Here is a 20,079-nt window from a genome sequence, read left to right as displayed (position 1 = left end):
TGCTGGATTGTCCCAATGCATCATTCTGTTATTAAAACAGAGTGAATTTAAACACCTGCATAAAAAGTAAAAAATTTATGCAAATCGCAGATTTAACCATCTGCTTTGCAGCACAGTCGCAGTAGTTGTTTTATAGGAGCAGTCGTCTGCCAAAGTAGGCTTAACCATCAAGGCTAAGGAAAAACTATGACACATTACACATTTGGCAAAGAAATTACGGATAAACCCCTCCCTACAAAAGTCAAAGTGGCCATCGTTGGCGCGGGCATGTCAGGCCTATATAGTGCTTGGCGATTACAGCAAGAAGCGCAGATACAAGATCTTGCTATATTTGAACGTTCAAATCGAACTGGTGGACGTTTAGACTCAGATCTAATTGAGTTCAATAACCTACGCTCAGAACACCCTAAAACGATTACCGTTAAAGAGGAGCAAGGGGGGATGCGCTTCCTTTTCGATGGGATGGATGATCTGATGGCGTTGTTTTTAAAACTGAACTTACAGAACGACATCGTTCCATTCCCTATGAATAGCGGCGGCAATAACCGATTATTTTTTCGCGGTGAGAGTTTTAGTGTGGAAGATGCTCAACAAGATGACTACGCCATTTGGTCTCATCTATACAATCTTGACCAATCTGAGCAAGGTGTGAACCCCAAAGACATCGTCAACGTCGTCTTCAATCGTATTTTAGAAGCCAACCCTCAGTTTCAACAACGTCCTGAAGTCAGAGGCCCTGAGTTTTGGCAGGCCTTTAGATTGGAGTGCAAGTGGCAAGGACAAACGCTTAATGAGTGGACACTGTGGGATCTCTATACCGACATGGGTTATTCACAAGAGTGTATAAATATGCTCTACCGAGTGCTTGGCTTCAATGGTACATTCTTATCACAAATGAACGCAGGTGTGGCATATCAGCTGTTAGAAGACTTCCCTGCCAATGTACAATTTAAAACCTTTAAAGACGGCTTCAGTACATTACCCAATAAGTTGGTTGAAGAAGTGGGTACTGACAATATTCACCTGCAGACCAGTATCGAAGAGATTGATTACGCTGAAGAATCAGGACTATATTCACTGCATTATAGCCATACCGACGAGCACGGTCGAACGCACAAGGGGGTTGTGCAAGCGGAAAAAGTCATATTAGGCTTACCACGACTTGCGCTTGAAAAGCTATTTGTTCGTTCTAATGCGTTTAACCAACTAGACAAGGATAAATCAGAGCAGCTATGGAATACACTACAATCGGCCAGCAACCAACCATTACTTAAAATCAATTTATACTACGATTCAGCTTGGTGGGGACGTGGCACAACAGGCAGACCTGCCGTGGAGTTTGGCCCTAACTTTGCCGATTTACCCACAGGCTCTGTTTATCCCTTCTATGCGGTGAATGATGAATTGGCTGCTGCACTGATGTACCAAGAACGTTCGACAAACCCATCTAAAGATGTTCAAGCCAAGCTAGATCGTATCGGTAACGAAAAATATGAGCGACCTGCCGCACTGACCATCTACTGTGATTATTTAAATATCAACTTCTGGAGCAACCTACAAAATATTGGTGAAACATATCATCACCCACACCAAAGCGATTATGTGCAAGATGTCCCAGCTGATATCTACCCAGCTTCTACAGCTGTTGTTGCACAAGCAACCAAGTTCTTTAAAGAAATATTTAACACTCACTATGTACCTGAGCCTATCCTAACCAGTGCTCGTATTTGGGAAGGCAGCACTAAATTTGATATTCCTGCAAGCCGACAATTCGGTTTCGGTGTTCACCAGTGGGCGGTGGGCGCAAATGACAAAGAGGTCATGGAAACACTCAGCGAACCACTACCAAATTTGTACACCTGCGGTGAAGCATTTTCTGATTACCAAGGTTGGGTTGAAGGCGCATTGCGTTCAACTGACTTAGCATTAGAAAAAAGCTTTGGCCTCAAGCCATTTAGCCAAGTGTATTTTGAAAATACCAACATCCATGCTTCAGATGCCATCAAAGCGATTTACGAGGAAAACTCCAGTAAGCTCATCAACCAGTATATAGAAACTAACTTCTCAGCCAATACAGCACCAATTGACCGCACTCAAGACTTTGATAGCGTCATTGGCGTTGATCTCTGCTACTTCGATACTAAGTGATAACTAGCACCAAAATAAGCGGCTATGTAATTTGCATAGCCGCTTTTTGGCCAATAAAACGGAGAGTCATTATTTATGAGTACATGTTTCAAAGAATATACGGTTGCAGATTATTTCAAAGACCGCTTAGAAGAAATTGGTGTTGACCAAATGTTTGGCGTCGCAGGTAATTACACCGCTGGCCTATTGGATACAATTTTAGCCGACAGCCAATCTCCAATTACCATTAAAGGCAATGCAAATGAGATTTGTGCCGGTTTTGCTGCAGATGCTTATGCTCGACTAAAAGGCCCTTGTGCATTGTATGTCACATATAGCGTCGGTGCATTTAGCCTACTGAATACCATTGCAGGTTCTTATGTTGAACAAGTGCCCGTTATTTTAATTAATGGTGCCCCTACCAATAAAGAGGACCAAATCTCAAAATGCCAAGGATTGCTTTACTCCCATACTACAGGCTACGAATTCGTCGATATTCATATGTTTCGCCCAATTACGGTGGCCGCAGAACGCATCAATAACGCTTTACAAGCTCCCTACCAAATCGACTCAGCAATCACAGCACTGCTGAGCGAGCAACGTCCTATCTATTTTGAAGTTACTGAAGATATCTGGCGCAGTCCGTGTCAAAGACCACAGGGACGAATAAGAGAGCGCACAAACGATACGCTCACGGTCAGTTGTGCTAAACAAGCTGCTGACGCCACCTTGCAATTGATGCTCTCTAAGCCCAAAAGCATCTTTTGGGCAGGTATTGAATTACAACGCCTCGAGTTACAGGATGAGTTTCTCAATTTGATGGAAGTGATTAATCGCCATCACTCCATGCCGGACGGGCACATCCATTTTGTCACTTCTGCTTTAAGTAAATCAGTCATTGCAGAAACCCACCCCTGGTTCGAGGGCTGTGTCACACTCTCACCCTCTGAAGTACAGGATCTGGTCGGTGAGGACGGCGTATTAATAGGCATAGGTGCATGGACAACGGGTAAGGATACCGGAAATCAGGATATTCGTAGCAGCAACACCATACTATCTGCTCACCAAGGCGTCTATGTCGGTGCTGACTTTTACCCATCTGTATTGCTCAAAGATTATTTATACTACCTCACAGAAGCATTTGAGCAGTTGGCCAAACACAACCCTGCCCAATTGGCCGGTATTCGCAAACCCATGACTGCGAACAATATGCCTATGCCTGAACAGCAATTAGGTTACGATAGCTTTTTTGCCGCGATGAGTAGCTGGATAACAGAGGATGACGTATTAATTGTCGATGCGGGCTTCCCACTCATCGGGGCTCAACGTGTCAAAATACCTTCACGAAATGGCTTTGTAGCCCAAGCTGCGTGGTTATCAATCGGGTACTCAGTCCCTGCGGGTACTGGTGTGAAGTGCGCTTACCCTGATAAACGGTCGATTGTCGTTGTTGGTGATGGGGCATTTCATGAGACCTGTCAAGCCGTTGCCGATCAACATGCTTACGGGCAAAACACGGTTGTCTTTGTCTTAGCCAATGGCATTTATGGGATTGAACAATACCTCGTCAACCCCAACCCATTTCGTAAGCCACCTGTTGATTATCAAGATAAGTTACTCAATCAGGTGTATAGCTACAATGACTTACCGTCATGGGAAATCGCCAAGCTACCTGATGCGTTCGGCGGCAAAGGGATTAAAGTAACCAGCGTTGGACAATTACTCAGCGCAATGGAAGAAATTCGTCATAATGATCACATCAATTATGTCGTCGAAGTCTGTATCCCCAAAGAAGATACTCCATCAAGTATCACTGCCGAAGCCCCAACAGCCGTCGGTGAAGATGAAATATGCAACCCACAATGGCCACCCGCAAATAAATTTTAGCCCCAGTAACCAGCCTATATGGCTGGTTTTTTTACATATATTAAAAAATGATCTTGCTGTGATACATTTGTGATAATTGAGCGAGGCTTTCGCGACAATTGCCCTGCATGATTACTCTTGTCAATTACAAACAACAAGAGCCAATTATGAAAACACGTATTCTATCACTCATCGCAGGCACACTTCTTAGCTCCGGTGCTGCACATGCAGCCTCGCTTGAAGTGAAGGTTACGAACCTAACCCAAGGAATATACTTCACCCCTTTACTCATTACTGCGCACACCAAGGATGCCATGTTATTCAATGTCGGCGAGAAAGCATCTGATGAGCTTCAAGCCATGGCAGAAGGCGGCAGCTTAGACGGCCTTAACACCATATTGACAGGCATAAACGCCAATACTGTCAGCAACCCAGCTGGTGGCTTACTTGCACCAGTTACCAGTACAATGACTGATTTAGAAACCAGTGATGGCAACGACAAGTTGTCAATCGTTGCGATGATGCTACCGACCAATGATGGCTTTATTGGTTTAAATAGCTGGCAGATCCCAACTGAAGCGGGCACCTATCATGTTTACCTGAACGCCTATGATGCCGGCACAGAAGCCAATAATGAGAGAGTGGTAGCTGATTCTGGTGCGCCTGGCGTACTCGGTATTCCAGCCTCACCAGGTGTTGCACCAGGCACTGGCGGCGATGGTGTGACGACTGAAGAGGCCAATCAAATGATACATATTCATAGAGGTAACTTAGGCGATGATAATCCAACCGGTGGTGACAGTGATTTACATAATACAGTACACCGCTGGTTAAACCCCGTTGCTAAAGTGACTATCACAGTAAAATAAGGTGGCTATCATGAAACTCTCTAAATTGATTATACCGATTGCTTGCCTGACCTTAGTTGCGTGTAGTGATAATGACGATGAACCAACAACGGTTGTCGAAACACCGGCACCAGCACCGACACCGGATCCAACTCCGGACCCAACTCCGGATCCGACCCCAGACCCAACGCCGGATCCCACACCTGATCCTGAACCAAGTGAGGCGATGTTAACCGTAACGGTTACCAATTTGACCTACGCACAACCGCTATCACCAGTCGGCATTGTGCTGCATCAAGAAGGACAGTTATGGCAAATCGGAGAAGCGGCAAGTAATGCACTAGAAAAAATGGCGGAAAGTGGTGATAACAGCGACCTACTCTCGCTAGGTGTAGTACAGAGCAAAGTGTCGGGAGAAGGTGTCTTACCTCCGGGTAATAAAACGGAATTAACACTGAGCCAATCTTCACTTGATGGACAAAAGTTATCATTATTTACCATGATGGTGAATACAAATGACGGCTTTACCGGTCTTAATGCCTTAGATGTATCTTCTATGGCTGTCGGTGACGAAATGCACTACGTCACCTATGCGTATGACGCTGGTACTGAAGAGAACTCAGAAACCAGTGGCACTATTCCTGGACCCGCAGACAGTGGGGAGGGATTTAATGCGCAAAGAGAAGAGCTGAACAAGGTTGCCATGCATCCTGGTGTTGTTGGTAAAGACGATGGTCTTACGAACTCTGTGTTAAGCAGCATTCATAAATTTGACAACCCACTGATGTCAGTGACCATTATGAGAACCAAGTAGCCTCCTACTCGCCCCGGCAACGAGTAGCTGGGGCGTGTTTGCTTGTGTAATAGCACAGGCAGGAGGTTAGTCTATGCATCAACGTGTGCTCATTGTCGAAGACGATTTAGACATCGCTCGTTTGCTTCAAGTACATTTAAACGAACTTGACCTTGAAGTTGATCACCTTTCGACTGGAGAAGGTGTTATGTCTCAGCTATCAAATCAAAAATATGCCATCGTGTTATTAGACATTATGTTGCCCCAAGTCGATGGGTTAACACTGTGTCGAGAGATAAAAACACTACACCCCAAAATTAGTGTTGTCATGTTGACTTCAAAAAGTAGTGAGATGGACCGCATTATTGGTTTAGAAATGGGGGCTGATGACTACATTTGCAAACCCTGTAGTTATCGAGAGTTTCAAGCGCGTATCAAAGCACAGCTCAGACATATTAAATTACTAGAAGCACAGCAAACCATTGAAATCCCCAATGGGACTTCACACCCCATTACCCTGGGTGATTTGCAAGTTGATCCGCATTGCCATGAAGTCTCCTTGCACCAAAAGCAACTGGATTTAACTGCCACCGAGTTCGAGCTAATGTTGTTTTTTGCCAAACACCCTAATCAAGTATTTTCACGTGCTCAGTTGCTCGAGTCGGTTTGGGGATACGACCACCTTGGTTATGAGCACACAGTAAACTCGCATATTAATCGTATTCGCACCAAACTAGAGAAACTCACAGACCAAGCGATTATCGAAACGGTTTGGGGAGTGGGGTATAAACTCAATTCGAAGCCTTTACAACAGGAACGGTTATGACCTTTTCACTCTATCATCGCCTTGCATTGATCATCACCGGCGTGTTTATGCTGACAGTCTCCGCATTTGTGTTTTGGACACAAGACCTCGCGTCAGTGTCTCGCTCCCAAGCAGAGCAGCAATTGCATTTAGGGCTCGCGGAACATTTGGCACAAGATAACCCGCTGCTAAAACAAGGGGTATATGATTACAAAGCACTGGAAAATCTGTTCCATACTTTGATGGTGCTGGGCCCTGCCTTTGAATTTTACTTTGTCGACCCCAGTGGTAAGCTGCTCACCTACTCCGCTAAACCCGGCGAAGTGAAAAGACAATCGATAGACCTTAGACCCCTGATTCAATTGATAAATGAGCCCAACAAACTCCCTGTCTATGGCGAAGACCCACGCTCAATTGAACAAAAAAAAATTTTTTCCGTCTCGCCCGTTTATAACGGGGACACGTTGCAAGGCTACTTGTATGTGATTATCGGTTCAGCCATCGCAGACTCGATTAGTGCGCAAATTAAAAGTTCTGAACAGCTGGCTAAAAGCACCGCATGGTTAGTTGCAATGGGGGTCTTTCTATTTGCCATTCTGTTGTTGCTATTTAGAACTATGACCCAACCTTTACAACGTTTGAGTCAATTTATTCAAACTGTCGAGCAAAACAACTTTGATACACAATCCTCCGAAAAAATCGCTTGGCCATCAAAACACAATGAAATTCACCTTGTCGGCCAAAGTGTCAATAGTATGCTGGACACCATCCACCAGCAAATGACGCAGCTCACCGCCATCGATGAGCAACGCCGAAAATTACTTGCACACTTATCTCATGACCTTCGCACCCCACTGGCGTCATTACAAGGCTATCTAGAGTTAATAGAAAAAACGCCGCCTGCTGGTATCAATGAACAAGAGTATCTCGCCATTGCACTTAAAAACTGCAACCAATTAAAAAGTCTCATTGACCAAATATTTGAATTGGCACACTTAGAATCTGGTCAGTCTAATGTCAACTTTGAAGTCTTCAATCTAGGGGAACTCATCTATGATATTCTCGCTAAGTTTGCACTTAAAGCGCAACAAGCAGATATATCATTGAGCATCTCACCAACTGACTGCGACTTTACCGTTTTCTCTGACATTGCCAAGTTGGAACGCATTTTAAGTAACCTCATTGAAAATGCCCTGCGTCATACGCCTGCCAAAGGTAATATCTGCATTTCAATATGCGCGATGGATAAATCATATAGTATCGCGGTGCAAGATACCGGAGTTGGGATCAGCCCAAAAGAATTGCCCTATATTTTCGAAGCTCGATATCAAGCAAGTAATACCCGTGGATGTAAAAAGTCTCATGCTGGACTTGGCCTTGCAATCACAGCCAGGTTAATTGAACTCATAAAATCAGAGATCAAAGTGAACAGTCGCCTTGGCCAAGGCAGTGAGTTTATATTCCAAGTAAGAAGTGCTGACGCTTCTTAATACGGCGTCAGTACGGCCTTATTCGGCGTTGTGAGATGGGTGCTTGCGTGTATCCATTTCATGTTATTCAGCAGACTGTGGTCGCTGTTTTACCGTTTTCGTCCAAGCAATATAAACCGGATAGTCGCTCGTGCATAAACCAAATCTGCATCAATCAACAAGGTGGTTTAAACGCCCATTGGCGTATATTAAAAAACCCTCATTGACCTAGAAAAATACGCCCGGCCTGATTGCTATACAAGAACATGCCGCCCACATATTACGCTGTAGAGAAATGACTCCACTGTTCAGCTAACTCTTTATAAATATTACCTAATTTATAAAAGTTAACTATCACACCCGAATCTTGAGCCCGATCAATAATACAAAAGCAAAAGGCGATAAACTCAATAACAACTTCTAAATTAATAAGGCACAAACATGAAAGCTGCTGTCGCTCATCAGTTTAAAGATCCACTGCGTATCGAAGACGTCGCACAGCCTGAAATAAGGCCTGGAACCGTGCTAGTAAAAGTGGCTGCCTGCGGTGTATGCCATACAGACTTGCACGCATGTCATGGGGATTGGCCTGTAAAGCCTAAAATGCCCTTGATCCCCGGCCATGAAGGCGTGGGGACTGTCGTCAAAAAAGCGGATGACGTGACGCATATCGACATTGGTGACAAAGTCGGGATCCCATGGCTACACTCTGCATGCGGTCACTGCGAACACTGTTTGCAAGGCAATGAAAATCTGTGTCCCGACCAACAAAATAGCGGCTACTCCGTTGATGGCAGCTATGCTGAATATTGCTTAGCGGATGCGCACTACGCCATCAAAATTCCAGAAAACCTAGATTTCGTTGCAGCCGCACCGCTCTTTTGTGCCGGTGTAACGACCTACAAAGCACTCAAGGTTAGCGACGCAAAACCAGGCCAATGGGTATCCATTGTGGGGGTCGGGGGGCTGGGCCATCTCGCTATTCAATATGCCAAAGCCATGGGGTTAAATGTTATCGCCGTAGATACCGGAGAAAATAAACTTGTACTGGCAAAAGAGTTAGGCGCGGATATCTGTATCGATTATGAGAATACTGACCCTGCACAACACATCCAAGCACAGTTTGGAGGTGTGCAAGCGGTCATATGCACTGCGGCATCAAAAGCCGCTTTTGATAGCGCATATCAGAGCGTCAAACGCGGTGGAAAATGCGTATTAGTGGGCTTGCCAAATGATGCGCTACCTATTCCCATTTTCGATACTGTTTTGAAAGGGATCAGCGTAATCGGCAGCATTGTAGGTACACGACAAGATCTAATCGAATGCTTGGAGTTTGCAGCCTCCGGTAAAGTACGAGCTATTGTGCAAACCCAGCCACTGACCAATATTAATCAGGTCTTCGAACAAATGATCAAAAGTGATATTCAAGGCCGTATTGTCTTGACCATGGATTAGTTTTTTATCCCAACTTGCTAGGCTGCACCGCAGCCTTTTTTGAGGTTATCTCGCCACCTACTTACTTTGATTCTCTCGAGACAACTTGAGTAAACATTGCAGCGCTTTATCGGCACAGCTATCTTGTACAAAAATATGATCATGGTAATACCCAGCAACCACATTTGCGCTGATCTGATTTTGGCCCAGTACAGTAGCAAATGCAGCCGTTAAACCGACTGCTTCCAAACTGGAATGTACATTAAGCGTAATACAGCGATAATCTCCCTGATATTTTATACCTCGCGCTTGAGCATACGTTTTGGTGGTGATCACCGTCATGCCTTCTTTTTCTCGAAATAGACCCTGTATATTAGCCATATCAAGCTCTTTAAGTTGCCGTTCAGACACAACCGCGTACACATAAAGATCCGAAGATAACACCGGCTCCATACTGGCAAGTAATACCGTTAAGTTCATCTCCCCTTTCATAATAGTGACCCCTTTTATTCTTATTTCGATTTATTAGTAAGTTTACTCATCTTCTTCAGTGCGCTGTTTTTTCCTTTGCTCCTGCTTCGCCTTGGCAATATTTTTAAATTGTGGCGGCGGAATTGGGAATAATGCTATTAATGGCATTAAAGCCATAAATAAAAAAGCACCTTTTGGCATTTTCTTTGCCCAGAGTATCGCTCGATACAACAATACAATCACTGCACACAGCAGCAAAAATACACCTATTTGCCAGACCATACTTGATACACCTTATTACCAGTATGACAATGCTATAGGGTCGATGCGAATACTTTTCAAGCGCCAAGCAAATTACTCTGTTGGTAATACGCGTTATCGAGTAAAGTGATGATGTGTAATGTGCAGGCAGTTTAGAAATGAGGATAGACAATGACGCAGGTACCCAATAACAATAGTAATGAGCAAGCCGTTGCTGAACTGCTCTTGGCTATTCGCAGCAAAGATTTAGCAAAAATATGCGCGGTCTACCAGCAACAAAATGACCTTGGCCGTGCTGCGCAGCTCAAATTTTGCTTTGAAATTGCTGAGTCACAAACAACTCGCTATGCAGATTATCAAAATATCGCAGCACAATGTATTGTGGCTCATGGTCTCCCCTCTGGCATAATCGCGGGATTAAACAACAGTGATAGGGTGAACTTTTTTATGCCCGCACTACAAGCTGCTGACGCATTTTCACAAACTAACCATCAAGGTAATACGTTTTTGCATGCGCTATTTGCCAACGCAGAGCAATCACCACCGCCGTTTAATTTTATTCGCTCACTCTTACTATTTGAGCGCAATGAATCATTGGCTAAAACACTCCGAGTACGTAACCAACATGGGTTAACACCGTTAGAATGCTATTTCGTGTACAACTTGAATAACAAAGACTTACCCGAACACGAGCTTACCGCACTATTTGCGCTCATTGAGGCAGAACAAGCGGGCAATACCTCCCCTCTAAGTAGCAACCTCAGCCATGTAAAAGGGGCGATGAAAAGCCATAAGATAAACCTTGATCCAAAAAATCAAGTTTTACTCATTATTGCTAGCTATTATCAGATTGATATCAATGTGTTGTGCCAACTACACTAAGTTTAGCTTTTCAAATTGCTGACGAGTAATTGCATATAAGCAGTGAGCTTGCAAAGCATGGCCACTGGGTAGCGCTGGGTGCGCAAAGTCTCGATTTTGGTTTTGCATTCCCAAGCGAGTCATCAACTTTTGAGAAGGGATGTTTGCCGTCGCCGTAAACGCATAGACTTGATTTAATGTTAAAGTCTCAAAAGCAAAAGCGAGTGCCGATTTTGCAGCTTCAAGTGCATAACCTTGGCGCCAAAAATGCCGATGCAGTCGCCAGCCAATTTCCATAAAAGGCTGATCAGGCATCACCTGTGTTTGCCAATGCAGGCCAACAAAACCAATAAATCGATTGGTCGTTAATGTCGTAGGCACGTGAGGTATATTTTCCTTGAGTGAAACAGCCCAAAAACCATAACCACGCTCATCGATTAAGGCCTTGATTTTTTGGCTCAACGCGTCACTTTCATTTTTGTTTAGCTGCTCGGGAAAGTAGCGCATCACTTGGGGATCTGAACACAATTGGGCAAAAGGTATTTTGTCCGTTTCCTGCCATTGCCGCAACACTAAGCGCTCCGTCTCAAGTTGAGCAACCGCAGCCAACTTAGGTATGGTCGCCAATTTCAATATACTCCTTTGCAGTCATTGGAAAATACTTTACATGACTGTGCATAATGTGAGCCGGATTAGGGTCTACGACCTCTACAGGTATATCCTTGTGACGCGCTATATCCAAAGCCATCTGTGTGATATTAACACTGAAAGAAGTGCCCATGAACACCATTTTACTGGCATCCCACATCCGCTGCTGTGCCCTATTTATGCCGTATAAATCGGTATAAAACTCATCAAAAAGCAAAACAAACGGCTTGAGGGAGACGTTAAGCTCAGGCCCTTGACTAGAGATCTTGAACAACTCCAGCAACGATTCAGTCAAATTACGTTCATCAACTTGCGCCCACGGTGTCGTTTCAATGCCCACTTCTTCACCTTGGACATGGTATAGGGTCATTTTATCAATTCGCCCATGAATAGAAATAAAGTCGTTATTCCCCGCTTTGCCATCTAATCCATCAATATTCTGGGTGATTAATAACTTATCAGCTAGCCAATGATGCACTGTATTTGGACCGTGATGACGATACGTCACAAAACGATGATAATACCACTTTAAAAATTCAGCCGGATTTTGCTCATACATCGCTCGAGTTGCCATTTGCTGAGGCGTATAATTGCGGCTGCCAATCGTCCAATAGCCATCCTCGCCACGGAAAGTAGGAATGCCACTCTCAGCACTGACACCTGCACCAGTAATATAAAGCGTCGTCATGTGTAAATCGCTCCGAAATCAAACAAACAATCAGTGTACCTATGCGAATAAGAGATAGCTAGATTTCTATTTTTTGCAAATGCTTGACCTCTGGTAATGCGATGAGATGTTTTTGAGTACAACCCAAAGACAACCAGCTTGCCGTCTGTTTTAAACTGAACGAATGCACCTTCCCTCCTGTGGATTTATCTCTCGTACAAGCATATTGAACGGCTTCCAGCGCGCTCTTACCAAAGTCCATTGCCGCTATTGCCCAATTAGCACCAGAGCCAATTGCCCAGTTCATTTGCAACGGTTCCAAGAAGCGTTTGCCGTGACGTATTTCTCCGTAAAATACCTGATCAAACTTATTAATAAAGAAAAATGTACACCCTATCGCTTCAAAACAATTTTTTTGCCAATTACTCAATAGGTGATAAATTTCCGTACAATTACCGGATGCAAAAATAAATCCGTTGTGTACTTTTTGGCATTTTTGCGCATCATGGGTGACAATGCTTTGCGATGTGGTGGTCAAACTATCAACACAAATGGTTTGCGTTGGATGATGGTATGCTATCGTAGTCAAAAAAAACTCCTTTTGGTCAAAATAGCCTCAAGGGCAGGCTAACTTAATAGTACCAATAACAACAGGTCAAATATGCCCTTAAATAGCTCTTATAGACTTAACTTTCGACAGTAAAACCTTAAATTAGTTCAATTATTTAACCTCCAACCACCTGCATCACGCCAATACGAAAAAGCCAAGTTAAACGCTGTCCAAATTGCTTTCAGCCCCGCAAAACTGTCGGGGCTGATTTTACATCACAACCTAGGCACCGAGTTACCAACTTTAAGATAGCGTGATAAAGCCTCCAACCGCAGCCAGCGCAACTAGCATAGGTATAATCATTGTCCACGGAGGCTGTATGCCGTTTTTCTCATTGGGGTTTTGAGTTGAAGCACGGTCATTTGAATGGTGTTCAATAGTAATACCATTCGCAGCAAGCTCTTGTAAGGCGCTTTCTACTGTGTCGCACGGCAATTGCCATTGATACCCTTTTTTTGAGAATGTCTTGATGGATTGATCTCCAAAAAGCGCTCTCAAATGACCAATGTTCTGAAATACAACTTGCTCAGTGACGGTTCTGCCAGGCCAAACTTTTTCTAAGATCTCCATTTTACTGTGGATCTTATCTGGCTGAGTTATCAACATAGCAAGAATTTGTGCTGGCTTTTCTTTTAATGATATTTTTCTTCCGTCTTTCGACAGTGCCAACGCTTGAATATCAAACTGAAAGTCTTCGAATGCTAATTTCATTGTCCCTAAACTTATAATTATATTTTGATTCAACGATGTTACTATTTTTACCACATATTGTTAGAGGAATTAAACCTGTTATTTATACGCGGTAATAAATTCATCTCACTTGTTGTAAAATGACTTGAGCCAATAATGTGCTTTATCTTGTTAGCGCTTTTTGGGCTCAGGCTTACACCTTTACTTAAGACGCTTTCTTCTTCATCAAATTAACCAATCTCAACGAATCGCCAAATTGATAAAGTGCCAAACTAACAATTATGGTGATCGCACCTATTAATAACAGTGGTGTGATCGTTTCATCATTCACCCATGCGCCTAATGTCATTGCTAGCCCTGGCGTGATCAATGTTGTTAACGCTACAGTACTTGCCTTCAACTTTTGTAATATATGAAAATATGCGAGAAAGCCGAAAAACGATCCGAATATTCCCAAATATAAAGTCGACAACATAGACTTTTCGCTCCAACTAGCAACCTCAAACGGTGCACCGCAGAGCAACCACATAATAAAAAAGCAAGGCGTAGCAACGAGCAGTGAACCAAATGTTGTCGCCATAGGGTGAATAGCAATTTTGACCCGTTTCACCAAGATACCGCTGATACTAAAATTTATAGTCGCAAGCACAACGAATATCAAACCCAGTGGCTCTAAATTCAATTCTTGTAGCTGTGTAAAACACACTAAAAACATGCCAACTAAAGCTAACCCCAAAGCACTCTTTTTGATGATAGTAAGCTTATCTTCTCCTAGTAGCTTTTGGGCCAAGACACCGGAAACGATGGGGGCTAAGCCAAAAACCAAAGAGATCACCCCTGATGGAACGGTTCGAGAAGCCAAATAGGATAGCATCATGCCAATGAAAATTCCGCCACCTGAAAAGGCGTATAAAAGCCACGCTGTTTTTGTCCAACGCATTTTTATTCTGCTCATTGTCACCACAATCGCTGCCAAAATCAGCGCCAACAGCATTCTCAATAAAACACTCGTTGTAGGTGCCATCGTCGAACTACTCCAGACTATCGTCAACGGAGTAGTAGACCAAATTAAGACTACAAATGCATAAGACAGTTGCACGGGCATTATTATTAATCCTTGTTGTAAAAAGGACGATAAATGAGGTGATTTTTCAGAATTAACTAACCGCACTTATCATCGCGGTTAGAAAAATAGCTAAACCGCTACACAATAAGCCATGTGACTGAACGCCACTGACAATTATCTTGTGTATTGGAAAGCAAATTCATGGTTATTTCTTATTATCCTGTGAAGTAGAACGACTACTATGTATCCTTCAGTGTACTGAGTCAATATGATCAACAAATAAAAACTGATAACCTCGCAAAGCAATTCAGATAGACAATTAAAACAGCTCTGTCATAGCATCGCTCTGTCATTGATTAAAAGTGGTTTACAGATGTTATTCGGATATATTCTGGTCATTGCGCTGATCAAAACTTCATTGCTGGGTTTAGGTATTATTAGTATCTCAGTCGCAATGCTTGCCATCTTAATTTTGAAGTTTGCGCCTTTAGGCATCCCAGAAGTATCTAAAAAGCAATTTAAACGTGTATACAAGATAGCGTTGTTCGGCCATTTAAGTGCATATATTGGATTAATCGTTAAAGCGTTTTTCATCGATGGTATTGAAGATATTCCGACATTTATAGTCAGTCATTTGGTGTTACACCACCTTCTTTGCGCGGCGATCGCAGGCATTGCAACGTTTATGTCTTTACGCATATTCCTCGCACATCGTCATCAAGGCAGCGTAAAGTCGTGCGCTAACTGATTAGATGCGACACGGCATTGTTCATACTCTAAACACCCCCCCCTAAAGAAATGACCGATTTAGCCGACAAGTAAACTAATAAATCAGATGCTAAGGATAAGGTGATGATTGATAGATTGGCAAAAACAGTAACAGGTACTACCCTCGACTATTTGCATCATGGTAAAAGCAAACCACTCCATTCGGCGATCAAAAAGGCAGAATCAACATATCAATCAACTACTCTGCCCAGTGGTGGCGATTACCGTGTGTCACTAACAACGACTCAACCAGACCACGACTTTTTGAACAGTTTCAAGGATAATATCTTCACCAAAGCAATACCGAACCTAGTTTCTTTTGGCTATTTCAGCCTATACCGAATTCAAGCTGATCATGATGAGGAAAATAAATTTCAATATGGGGAGCTTACTGAGCAAAGTGATATTGACGCTTTCCTAGCACAAAAAGACAGGCTGTCAGCAGACGGACAAATTAGATTTACATTTATAAAACCCACCAAGGAATTACTTGAGCTGAGCCAGCGGTTAAATGACGATGAACTGGAAAAGCTGGCTGAAATCCTGACATCAGCACCGCGTTATAATGAAAAAACGAATTTAATCAGCGATAACAGTGAAACAATCATCTCGACATTAAGCACATTATCAGATGATGTGCTCAGTAGTTCGCTGAATGCGCTGACTCACCTTACTCAACAAAATAAAGTACATGATAGAGCAGCCCCTTTTACACCTGAGGGACTGCTAAACGAAGATGGCATTGAAAACCCATTGCTGCGAGTGGAATACGCTTCTTTTGAAGACTCCGGGTGGATGGAGTTAAACGATTACTCCTCACACCTGATGCAATACATCAAATTGCTCGATAACAACAAAATGCCTGATGGCCAATTATTAGAATTTAATCAGCATATTAGCCAAGGTGACTTCGCAACAAATGCCGGAATGATTGATATGGCCATCACCATGAAACCATTTGAGCATCAACACTTTTTTGCCCTGTTACAAGAGGTCGATAAGTCCAACACGCAGAATATTTTCGCCATGCTTGGACAGCAAACAGATAAATGGGCACATACTCAGTACTTTATGAATGATGATGGTGAATTTGTTGTACACCATGATCAAGATACCAGTGAAAGCGACCGCAGAGCTTTATATAAAAACGTCTTAAAAGCGTATGAGAGTAATGGGATGGGCTGGATGAATGACGTTGTAGCACTCACCTTCAATGAGCCTGCCGCTATGCATGGAGAAATTTGGCAGCAACTTTTACACGATTTAGAGTCGCGGCCAGATAAATTCCTACGCTCAGATTCCATTGAGCTGTGGACCAATGCCAACCTAGATATTATCAAGCAAAACTTTGTACAACAGCAGTTACAAAAGATTTATGAATTTAATCTCGATTTACAGGTCCCTTATGAACTCGGTGAACTCCAGTACATTGAGCCAGAAAGACATACGGACTCCCCTAAGAACAAAGCGTCCCAAACACCAAAAAATACCGTGCTTGAATGAGATTTATAAATCAGTTCAGCACCTATGTCACAACCGCAAAATGCAGCTTTCACATTATTTGCGCAATTAGTGTTCAAACTAGATGGGTTCATTTTTATGGAGGCTATGGCCCATGATCACACCAGCTACGCAATCATACACACAAACTGCGCAATCAAATCGCCCTCAACCCACTTTATCTGAGCAACAAACCAATACCATTAAAGAGACGCTGGCGCAGTTTGACGCAGATAACTTGTCAGAAGCCGATGCGCAAAGCATTGTTAATAGCTTCAGCGAAGCGGGAATTAAACCATCAAAAGCACTCGCAGAGCAAATGTCTGAATTGGGCTTTGATGCCAAAACAGTCGGCGAACTCGCTGGTGCGCCAGCGAGGCCGCCAAAAGACAAACCCGCTTTAGAAGTAGATTTAAATCAAGTTGTGGACTATTTAAGTGACGCTTTGGCGGATCAAGACACCAACACATTAAGTGATGAGCAAAAGCAAACGCTATTATCTGACTTAAAATCTCAATTTGGTTTGTCCGATGATGCGCACTTAGTCAACATTCATGTTTGAAATTTAAACGCGGTTGTGTCATTGTAGCGCTATCGATTGGGAACCATTCGATAGCCACAACGTAAGCGGGATAGACCTGCATCGCGTTTTACAATAACAGCAAGGGGTTTGCTGCAATGACACGACAACACGATCAAAAGTACGACTTTCTCGTATTTATTGGCCGTTTTCAACCTTTTCATCAAGGTCACTTAGCTGTGATCAAAGAAGGGTTAAAACGTGCTGAACATATCATCATTTTGTGTGGCTCGGCCCACCAACCAAGAACAGTTAGAAATCCATGGACAAGCTCAGAGAGAGAGTTAATGATCCGCGGGACACTTACTGCTGAAGAAAACAACCGCATTCACATTGCTCCTCTAATGGATACAGTCTATAACGACGATGCTTGGGTCCGCAATGTACAAACAACCGTGAATGGTATCATTACCGCGCAACATAAAGTACCACACAAAACACCTCACGTAGGCTTAATTGGCCATAGTAAAGATCAGTCTTCTTACTACTTAAACTTATTTCCTCAATGGGGATCTGTGCCAGTAGCAAACTATCAGTCTATCTCTGCCACGCCACTTCGAAAGCAACTTTTTTCATCTCAAGGTGAAGATTTTTTAACTTCTCAAGATGCTCAGGTATTGCCACCTTTTGTCCGTGCTACGTTGGATAAGTTTATGAAAACCGATGATTATCACGCCATTCAAAGTGAACATGACTTCATCGAAAAGTATCGCCTAGCTTGGCAAAACGCGCCTTACCCGCCGACATTTGTGACCGTCGATGCGGTGGTTGTACAAAGTGGCCATGTACTATTAATTGAGCGAAAAGCACGTCCAGGAAAAGGCCTTTGGGCATTGCCCGGTGGTTTTGTTGATGGCAGAGAAAAACTCATAGACGCCTGCTTGAGAGAACTTAGAGAAGAAACCAAATTAAAAGTGCCAGCGCCGGTCTTAATGGGGTCGATTAAGCAACAACAAGTCTTTGATGATCCAAACAGATCTGCGCGAGGACGCACCATAACTCATGCATTTTATTTTGATTTGGCGCCGAATAAATTACTGCCCAAAGTCAAAGGTGGGGACGACGCTAAACACGCTATGTGGGTGCCGCTAGCAGAGTTAGAACCGAGTAAATTATTTGAAGACCATTACTTTATCATTCAAGAATTAACAGGCATGTAAATGCCAAATGCGGATTGGGATAGACCCAGTCGGCAAATAGATAGGAGGAACTCCATCATGACCAATATTATACTTAACGCAGATAGCTATAAAGCTTCACACTTCAAACAGTATCCAGAAGGCACCAGCCAGGTATCTAGTTACATCGAGCCTCGCGGCGGACAATATGATAAAGCCCTGTTTTTTGGTTTGCAGATGTTCATTAAACAGTACCTTACCACACCGCTGACTCATCAAGATGTAGATGAAGCAAAAATGATTTTAGAAGCGCATGGTGTACCGTTTCATGAGGCAGGTTGGCGACATATTGTCGACAAACACCAAGGTATGCTGCCTATCAAAATTCAGGCATTACCTGAGGGGTCTGTCGTGCCCATCAGTAACGCATTGGTCCAAGTAATCAATACCGACCCCAAATGCGCATGGCTAACCAGTTATGTTGAAACCGCCCTATTGCGCGCAATTTGGTACCCAACCACAGTTGCGACGGTATCTTACCACTGTAAGCGCATTATTCGACAGTATATGGCAGAGACTGCTGAGTCACTTGATGGGCTTGAATTTAAGTTACATGACTTTGGCGCACGTGGCGCGACCACTGAGGAAGCTGCAGCTGTGGGCGGGGCTGCACATCTACTCAATTTTATGGGCACCGATACGCTCAGTGCCGTCGTCGCTGCAAGACGTTTTTATGGCGCAACCATGCCTGGATTTTCAATTCCTGCAGCAGAACACAGCACCATTACTGCGTGGGGTAAAAACGGCGAAAAAGCGGCCTATGAGAATATGCTCAAGCAATTTTCAGGCCCAGGCAAACTCGTTGCGGTGGTGAGTGACTCATACGATCTGTGGCACGCTATTGATAATATTTGGGGCGAGGAGCTGAAAGAACAAGTAGAGCAAACAGGCGGTACTTTAGTGATCCGCCCAGACAGCGGCGAGCCTGTCGAAGTGGTCACCAAAACCATCGACAAACTGATGACAAAATTCGGCTACCGTATTAATAGCAAAGGCTATCGTGTGTTACCCGATTGCGTTCGCGTGATCCAAGGGGATGGCATTGCAGAAAACAGCATTCGTGAAATTCTCCACACCATGAAAACCAAGCAACAAAGCGCAGAAAATATTGCGTTTGGCATGGGGGGGGCGCTGCTGCAAAAACTCGATAGAGACACCATGCAGTTTGCAATGAAAGCCAGTGCCGTCAAAGTGAAGGGCCTATGGCATGATGTCTTTAAAGACCCCATTACCGATCACGGTAAACGCAGTAAAAAAGGCCGTCTTGCCGTGATCCACGATACGGTTAAAGGGGTTAAAACCATTCGCGAAAGTGATTTGGGCAATCGAAAAAACTTACTGAAAACCGTATTCAAAAACGGGGAATTATTAATTGAGTACAGCTTTGATGACATCAAAGCAAATATTAGCTAATCAGACTCAGAGTCACATATTGGC

Annotated in this window: 20 protein-coding genes; 13 read left to right on the top strand and 7 right to left on the bottom strand. The window is 43.5% G+C overall.

Going from position 1 to position 20,079, the window contains the following annotated elements; genetic code table 11:
• Positions 1–186 precede the first annotated feature (186 nt).
• The 7 genes from JF50_RS06565 to adhP all read left to right on the top strand — a co-directional run bounded on the left by JF50_RS06565 (position 187) and on the right by adhP (position 9,363).
• A complete protein-coding gene (locus JF50_RS06565; RefSeq protein WP_039608623.1) occupies positions 187–2,148 on the top strand; it encodes an FAD-dependent L-amino acid oxidase in 1,962 nt (653 codons plus the stop codon).
• Between the two features lie 75 nt (positions 2,149–2,223).
• On the top strand, positions 2,224–4,014 hold the full coding sequence (locus JF50_RS06560) for an alpha-keto acid decarboxylase family protein (RefSeq protein ID WP_039608622.1): 1,791 nt from the start codon (positions 2,224–2,226) through the stop codon (positions 4,012–4,014).
• A 146-nt stretch (positions 4,015–4,160) separates the two neighbouring features.
• Positions 4,161–4,862 carry a spondin domain-containing protein gene (locus JF50_RS06555; protein ID WP_039608867.1) on the top strand — a complete coding sequence of 234 codons (702 nt, stop codon included), beginning with the start codon at positions 4,161–4,163 and terminating at the stop codon, positions 4,860–4,862.
• Between the two features lie 10 nt (positions 4,863–4,872).
• On the top strand, positions 4,873–5,655 hold the full coding sequence (locus JF50_RS06550; protein WP_039608621.1) for a spondin domain-containing protein: 783 nt from the start codon (positions 4,873–4,875) through the stop codon (positions 5,653–5,655).
• Positions 5,656–5,728: 73 nt separating this feature from the next.
• Positions 5,729–6,460, top strand: a complete 732-nt coding sequence (locus JF50_RS06545) for a response regulator transcription factor (RefSeq protein WP_039608620.1) — start codon at positions 5,729–5,731, stop codon at positions 6,458–6,460.
• Complete coding sequence (locus JF50_RS06540) at positions 6,457–7,929, top strand: sensor histidine kinase (RefSeq protein ID WP_039608619.1); 1,473 nt, start codon at positions 6,457–6,459, stop codon at positions 7,927–7,929. Before JF50_RS06545 ends, JF50_RS06540 begins: the two co-directional genes overlap by 4 nt.
• Positions 7,930–8,349: 420 nt before the next feature.
• Positions 8,350–9,363, top strand: coding sequence for an alcohol dehydrogenase AdhP (gene adhP, locus JF50_RS06535; RefSeq protein WP_039608618.1), 1,014 nt, complete (start codon positions 8,350–8,352; stop codon positions 9,361–9,363).
• 57 nt (positions 9,364–9,420) lie between these two features.
• On the opposite strand, the gene JF50_RS06530 is transcribed toward adhP, so the two are convergent.
• Entirely contained in the window at positions 9,421–9,834 is a 414-nt protein-coding gene (locus tag JF50_RS06530) for an ACT domain-containing protein (RefSeq protein ID WP_039608617.1), read from the bottom strand.
• A 42-nt stretch (positions 9,835–9,876) separates the two neighbouring features.
• Complete coding sequence (locus JF50_RS06525) at positions 9,877–10,095, bottom strand: hypothetical protein (protein WP_039608616.1); 219 nt, start codon at positions 10,093–10,095, stop codon at positions 9,877–9,879.
• Between the two features lie 150 nt (positions 10,096–10,245).
• On the opposite strand from JF50_RS06525, the gene JF50_RS06520 reads away from it, so the two are divergent.
• Complete coding sequence (locus JF50_RS06520) at positions 10,246–10,956, top strand: hypothetical protein (protein WP_039608615.1); 711 nt, start codon at positions 10,246–10,248, stop codon at positions 10,954–10,956.
• Here the strand turns inward: JF50_RS06520 and JF50_RS06515 are convergent.
• The 5 genes from JF50_RS06515 to JF50_RS06495 form a co-directional block, all read right to left on the bottom strand.
• On the bottom strand, positions 10,948–11,568 hold the full coding sequence (locus tag JF50_RS06515; protein ID WP_235423400.1) for a GNAT family N-acetyltransferase: 621 nt from the start codon (positions 11,566–11,568) through the stop codon (positions 10,948–10,950). The two genes, JF50_RS06520 and JF50_RS06515, sit on opposite strands and share 9 nt — an antisense overlap.
• Positions 11,546–12,271 carry an SIR2 family NAD-dependent protein deacylase gene (locus JF50_RS06510; RefSeq protein WP_039608614.1) on the bottom strand — a complete coding sequence of 242 codons (726 nt, stop codon included), beginning with the start codon at positions 12,269–12,271 and terminating at the stop codon, positions 11,546–11,548. The genes JF50_RS06515 and JF50_RS06510 overlap by 23 nt, the downstream gene beginning before the upstream one ends.
• Before the next feature lie 58 nt (positions 12,272–12,329).
• A complete protein-coding gene (locus tag JF50_RS06505; protein ID WP_200890380.1) occupies positions 12,330–12,839 on the bottom strand; it encodes a proteasome subunit alpha in 510 nt (169 codons plus the stop codon).
• 264 nt (positions 12,840–13,103) lie between these two features.
• Positions 13,104–13,571 (bottom strand): winged helix-turn-helix domain-containing protein, encoded by a 468-nt coding sequence (locus tag JF50_RS26665; RefSeq protein ID WP_080760133.1) that lies wholly within the window; start codon positions 13,569–13,571, stop codon positions 13,104–13,106.
• 184 nt (positions 13,572–13,755) lie between these two features.
• Positions 13,756–14,655, bottom strand: coding sequence for a DMT family transporter (locus tag JF50_RS06495; RefSeq protein ID WP_039608613.1), 900 nt, complete (start codon positions 14,653–14,655; stop codon positions 13,756–13,758).
• Positions 14,656–14,989: 334 nt separating this feature from the next.
• Between JF50_RS06495 and JF50_RS06490 the strand changes: the two genes are divergently transcribed.
• The 5 genes from JF50_RS06490 (at position 14,990) to JF50_RS06470 (ending at position 20,055) form a co-directional block, all read left to right on the top strand.
• Complete coding sequence (locus tag JF50_RS06490) at positions 14,990–15,364, top strand: hypothetical protein (protein ID WP_039608612.1); 375 nt, start codon at positions 14,990–14,992, stop codon at positions 15,362–15,364.
• A 104-nt stretch (positions 15,365–15,468) separates the two neighbouring features.
• The gene (locus JF50_RS06485) at positions 15,469–16,887 is read left to right on the top strand and encodes a hypothetical protein (RefSeq protein ID WP_039608611.1); all 1,419 of its coding nucleotides are present in this window, start codon (positions 15,469–15,471) and stop codon (positions 16,885–16,887) included.
• A gap of 112 nt (positions 16,888–16,999) precedes the next feature.
• On the top strand, positions 17,000–17,446 hold the full coding sequence (locus JF50_RS06480) for a hypothetical protein (RefSeq protein ID WP_039608610.1): 447 nt from the start codon (positions 17,000–17,002) through the stop codon (positions 17,444–17,446).
• 116 nt (positions 17,447–17,562) lie between these two features.
• Positions 17,563–18,624, top strand: a complete 1,062-nt coding sequence (locus JF50_RS06475) for a bifunctional nicotinamide-nucleotide adenylyltransferase/Nudix hydroxylase (protein WP_039608609.1) — start codon at positions 17,563–17,565, stop codon at positions 18,622–18,624.
• Between the two features lie 57 nt (positions 18,625–18,681).
• Positions 18,682–20,055, top strand: coding sequence for a nicotinate phosphoribosyltransferase (locus JF50_RS06470; RefSeq protein WP_039608608.1), 1,374 nt, complete (start codon positions 18,682–18,684; stop codon positions 20,053–20,055).
• Positions 20,056–20,079: the final 24 nt, after the last annotated feature.

It is taken from the genome of Pseudoalteromonas luteoviolacea (genome assembly GCF_000814765.1).
GTDB lineage: Bacteria > Pseudomonadota > Gammaproteobacteria > Enterobacterales > Alteromonadaceae > Pseudoalteromonas > Pseudoalteromonas luteoviolacea_H.
The sequence above is the reverse complement of the archived record's forward strand: the minus strand, read 5'-3'. Positions and strand labels throughout refer to the sequence as shown.

Bases quoted from the DNA above. Each gene is read 5' to 3' on its own strand.
- JF50_RS06530 (WP_039608617.1), bottom strand. From the start codon at position 9,834: ATGAAAGGGGAGATGAACTTAACGGTATTACTTGCCAGTATGGAGCCG.
- JF50_RS06470 (WP_039608608.1), top strand. From the start codon at position 18,682: ATGACCAATATTATACTTAACGCAGATAGCTATAAAGCTTCACACTTC.
- JF50_RS06525 (WP_039608616.1), bottom strand. From the start codon at position 10,095: ATGGTCTGGCAAATAGGTGTATTTTTGCTGCTGTGTGCAGTGATTGTA.
- JF50_RS06560 (WP_039608622.1), top strand. From the start codon at position 2,224: ATGAGTACATGTTTCAAAGAATATACGGTTGCAGATTATTTCAAAGAC.
- JF50_RS06520 (WP_039608615.1), top strand. From the start codon at position 10,246: ATGACGCAGGTACCCAATAACAATAGTAATGAGCAAGCCGTTGCTGAA.
- JF50_RS06540 (WP_039608619.1), top strand. From the start codon at position 6,457: ATGACCTTTTCACTCTATCATCGCCTTGCATTGATCATCACCGGCGTG.
- JF50_RS06495 (WP_039608613.1), bottom strand. From the start codon at position 14,655: ATGCCCGTGCAACTGTCTTATGCATTTGTAGTCTTAATTTGGTCTACT.
- adhP (WP_039608618.1), top strand. From the start codon at position 8,350: ATGAAAGCTGCTGTCGCTCATCAGTTTAAAGATCCACTGCGTATCGAA.
- JF50_RS06555 (WP_039608867.1), top strand. From the start codon at position 4,161: ATGAAAACACGTATTCTATCACTCATCGCAGGCACACTTCTTAGCTCC.
- JF50_RS06565 (WP_039608623.1), top strand. From the start codon at position 187: ATGACACATTACACATTTGGCAAAGAAATTACGGATAAACCCCTCCCT.
- JF50_RS26665 (WP_080760133.1), bottom strand. From the start codon at position 13,571: ATGAAATTAGCATTCGAAGACTTTCAGTTTGATATTCAAGCGTTGGCA.
- JF50_RS06490 (WP_039608612.1), top strand. From the start codon at position 14,990: ATGTTATTCGGATATATTCTGGTCATTGCGCTGATCAAAACTTCATTG.
- JF50_RS06545 (WP_039608620.1), top strand. From the start codon at position 5,729: ATGCATCAACGTGTGCTCATTGTCGAAGACGATTTAGACATCGCTCGT.
- JF50_RS06480 (WP_039608610.1), top strand. From the start codon at position 17,000: ATGATCACACCAGCTACGCAATCATACACACAAACTGCGCAATCAAAT.
- JF50_RS06475 (WP_039608609.1), top strand. From the start codon at position 17,563: ATGACACGACAACACGATCAAAAGTACGACTTTCTCGTATTTATTGGC.
- JF50_RS06510 (WP_039608614.1), bottom strand. From the start codon at position 12,271: ATGACGACGCTTTATATTACTGGTGCAGGTGTCAGTGCTGAGAGTGGC.
- JF50_RS06485 (WP_039608611.1), top strand. From the start codon at position 15,469: ATGATTGATAGATTGGCAAAAACAGTAACAGGTACTACCCTCGACTAT.
- JF50_RS06550 (WP_039608621.1), top strand. From the start codon at position 4,873: ATGAAACTCTCTAAATTGATTATACCGATTGCTTGCCTGACCTTAGTT.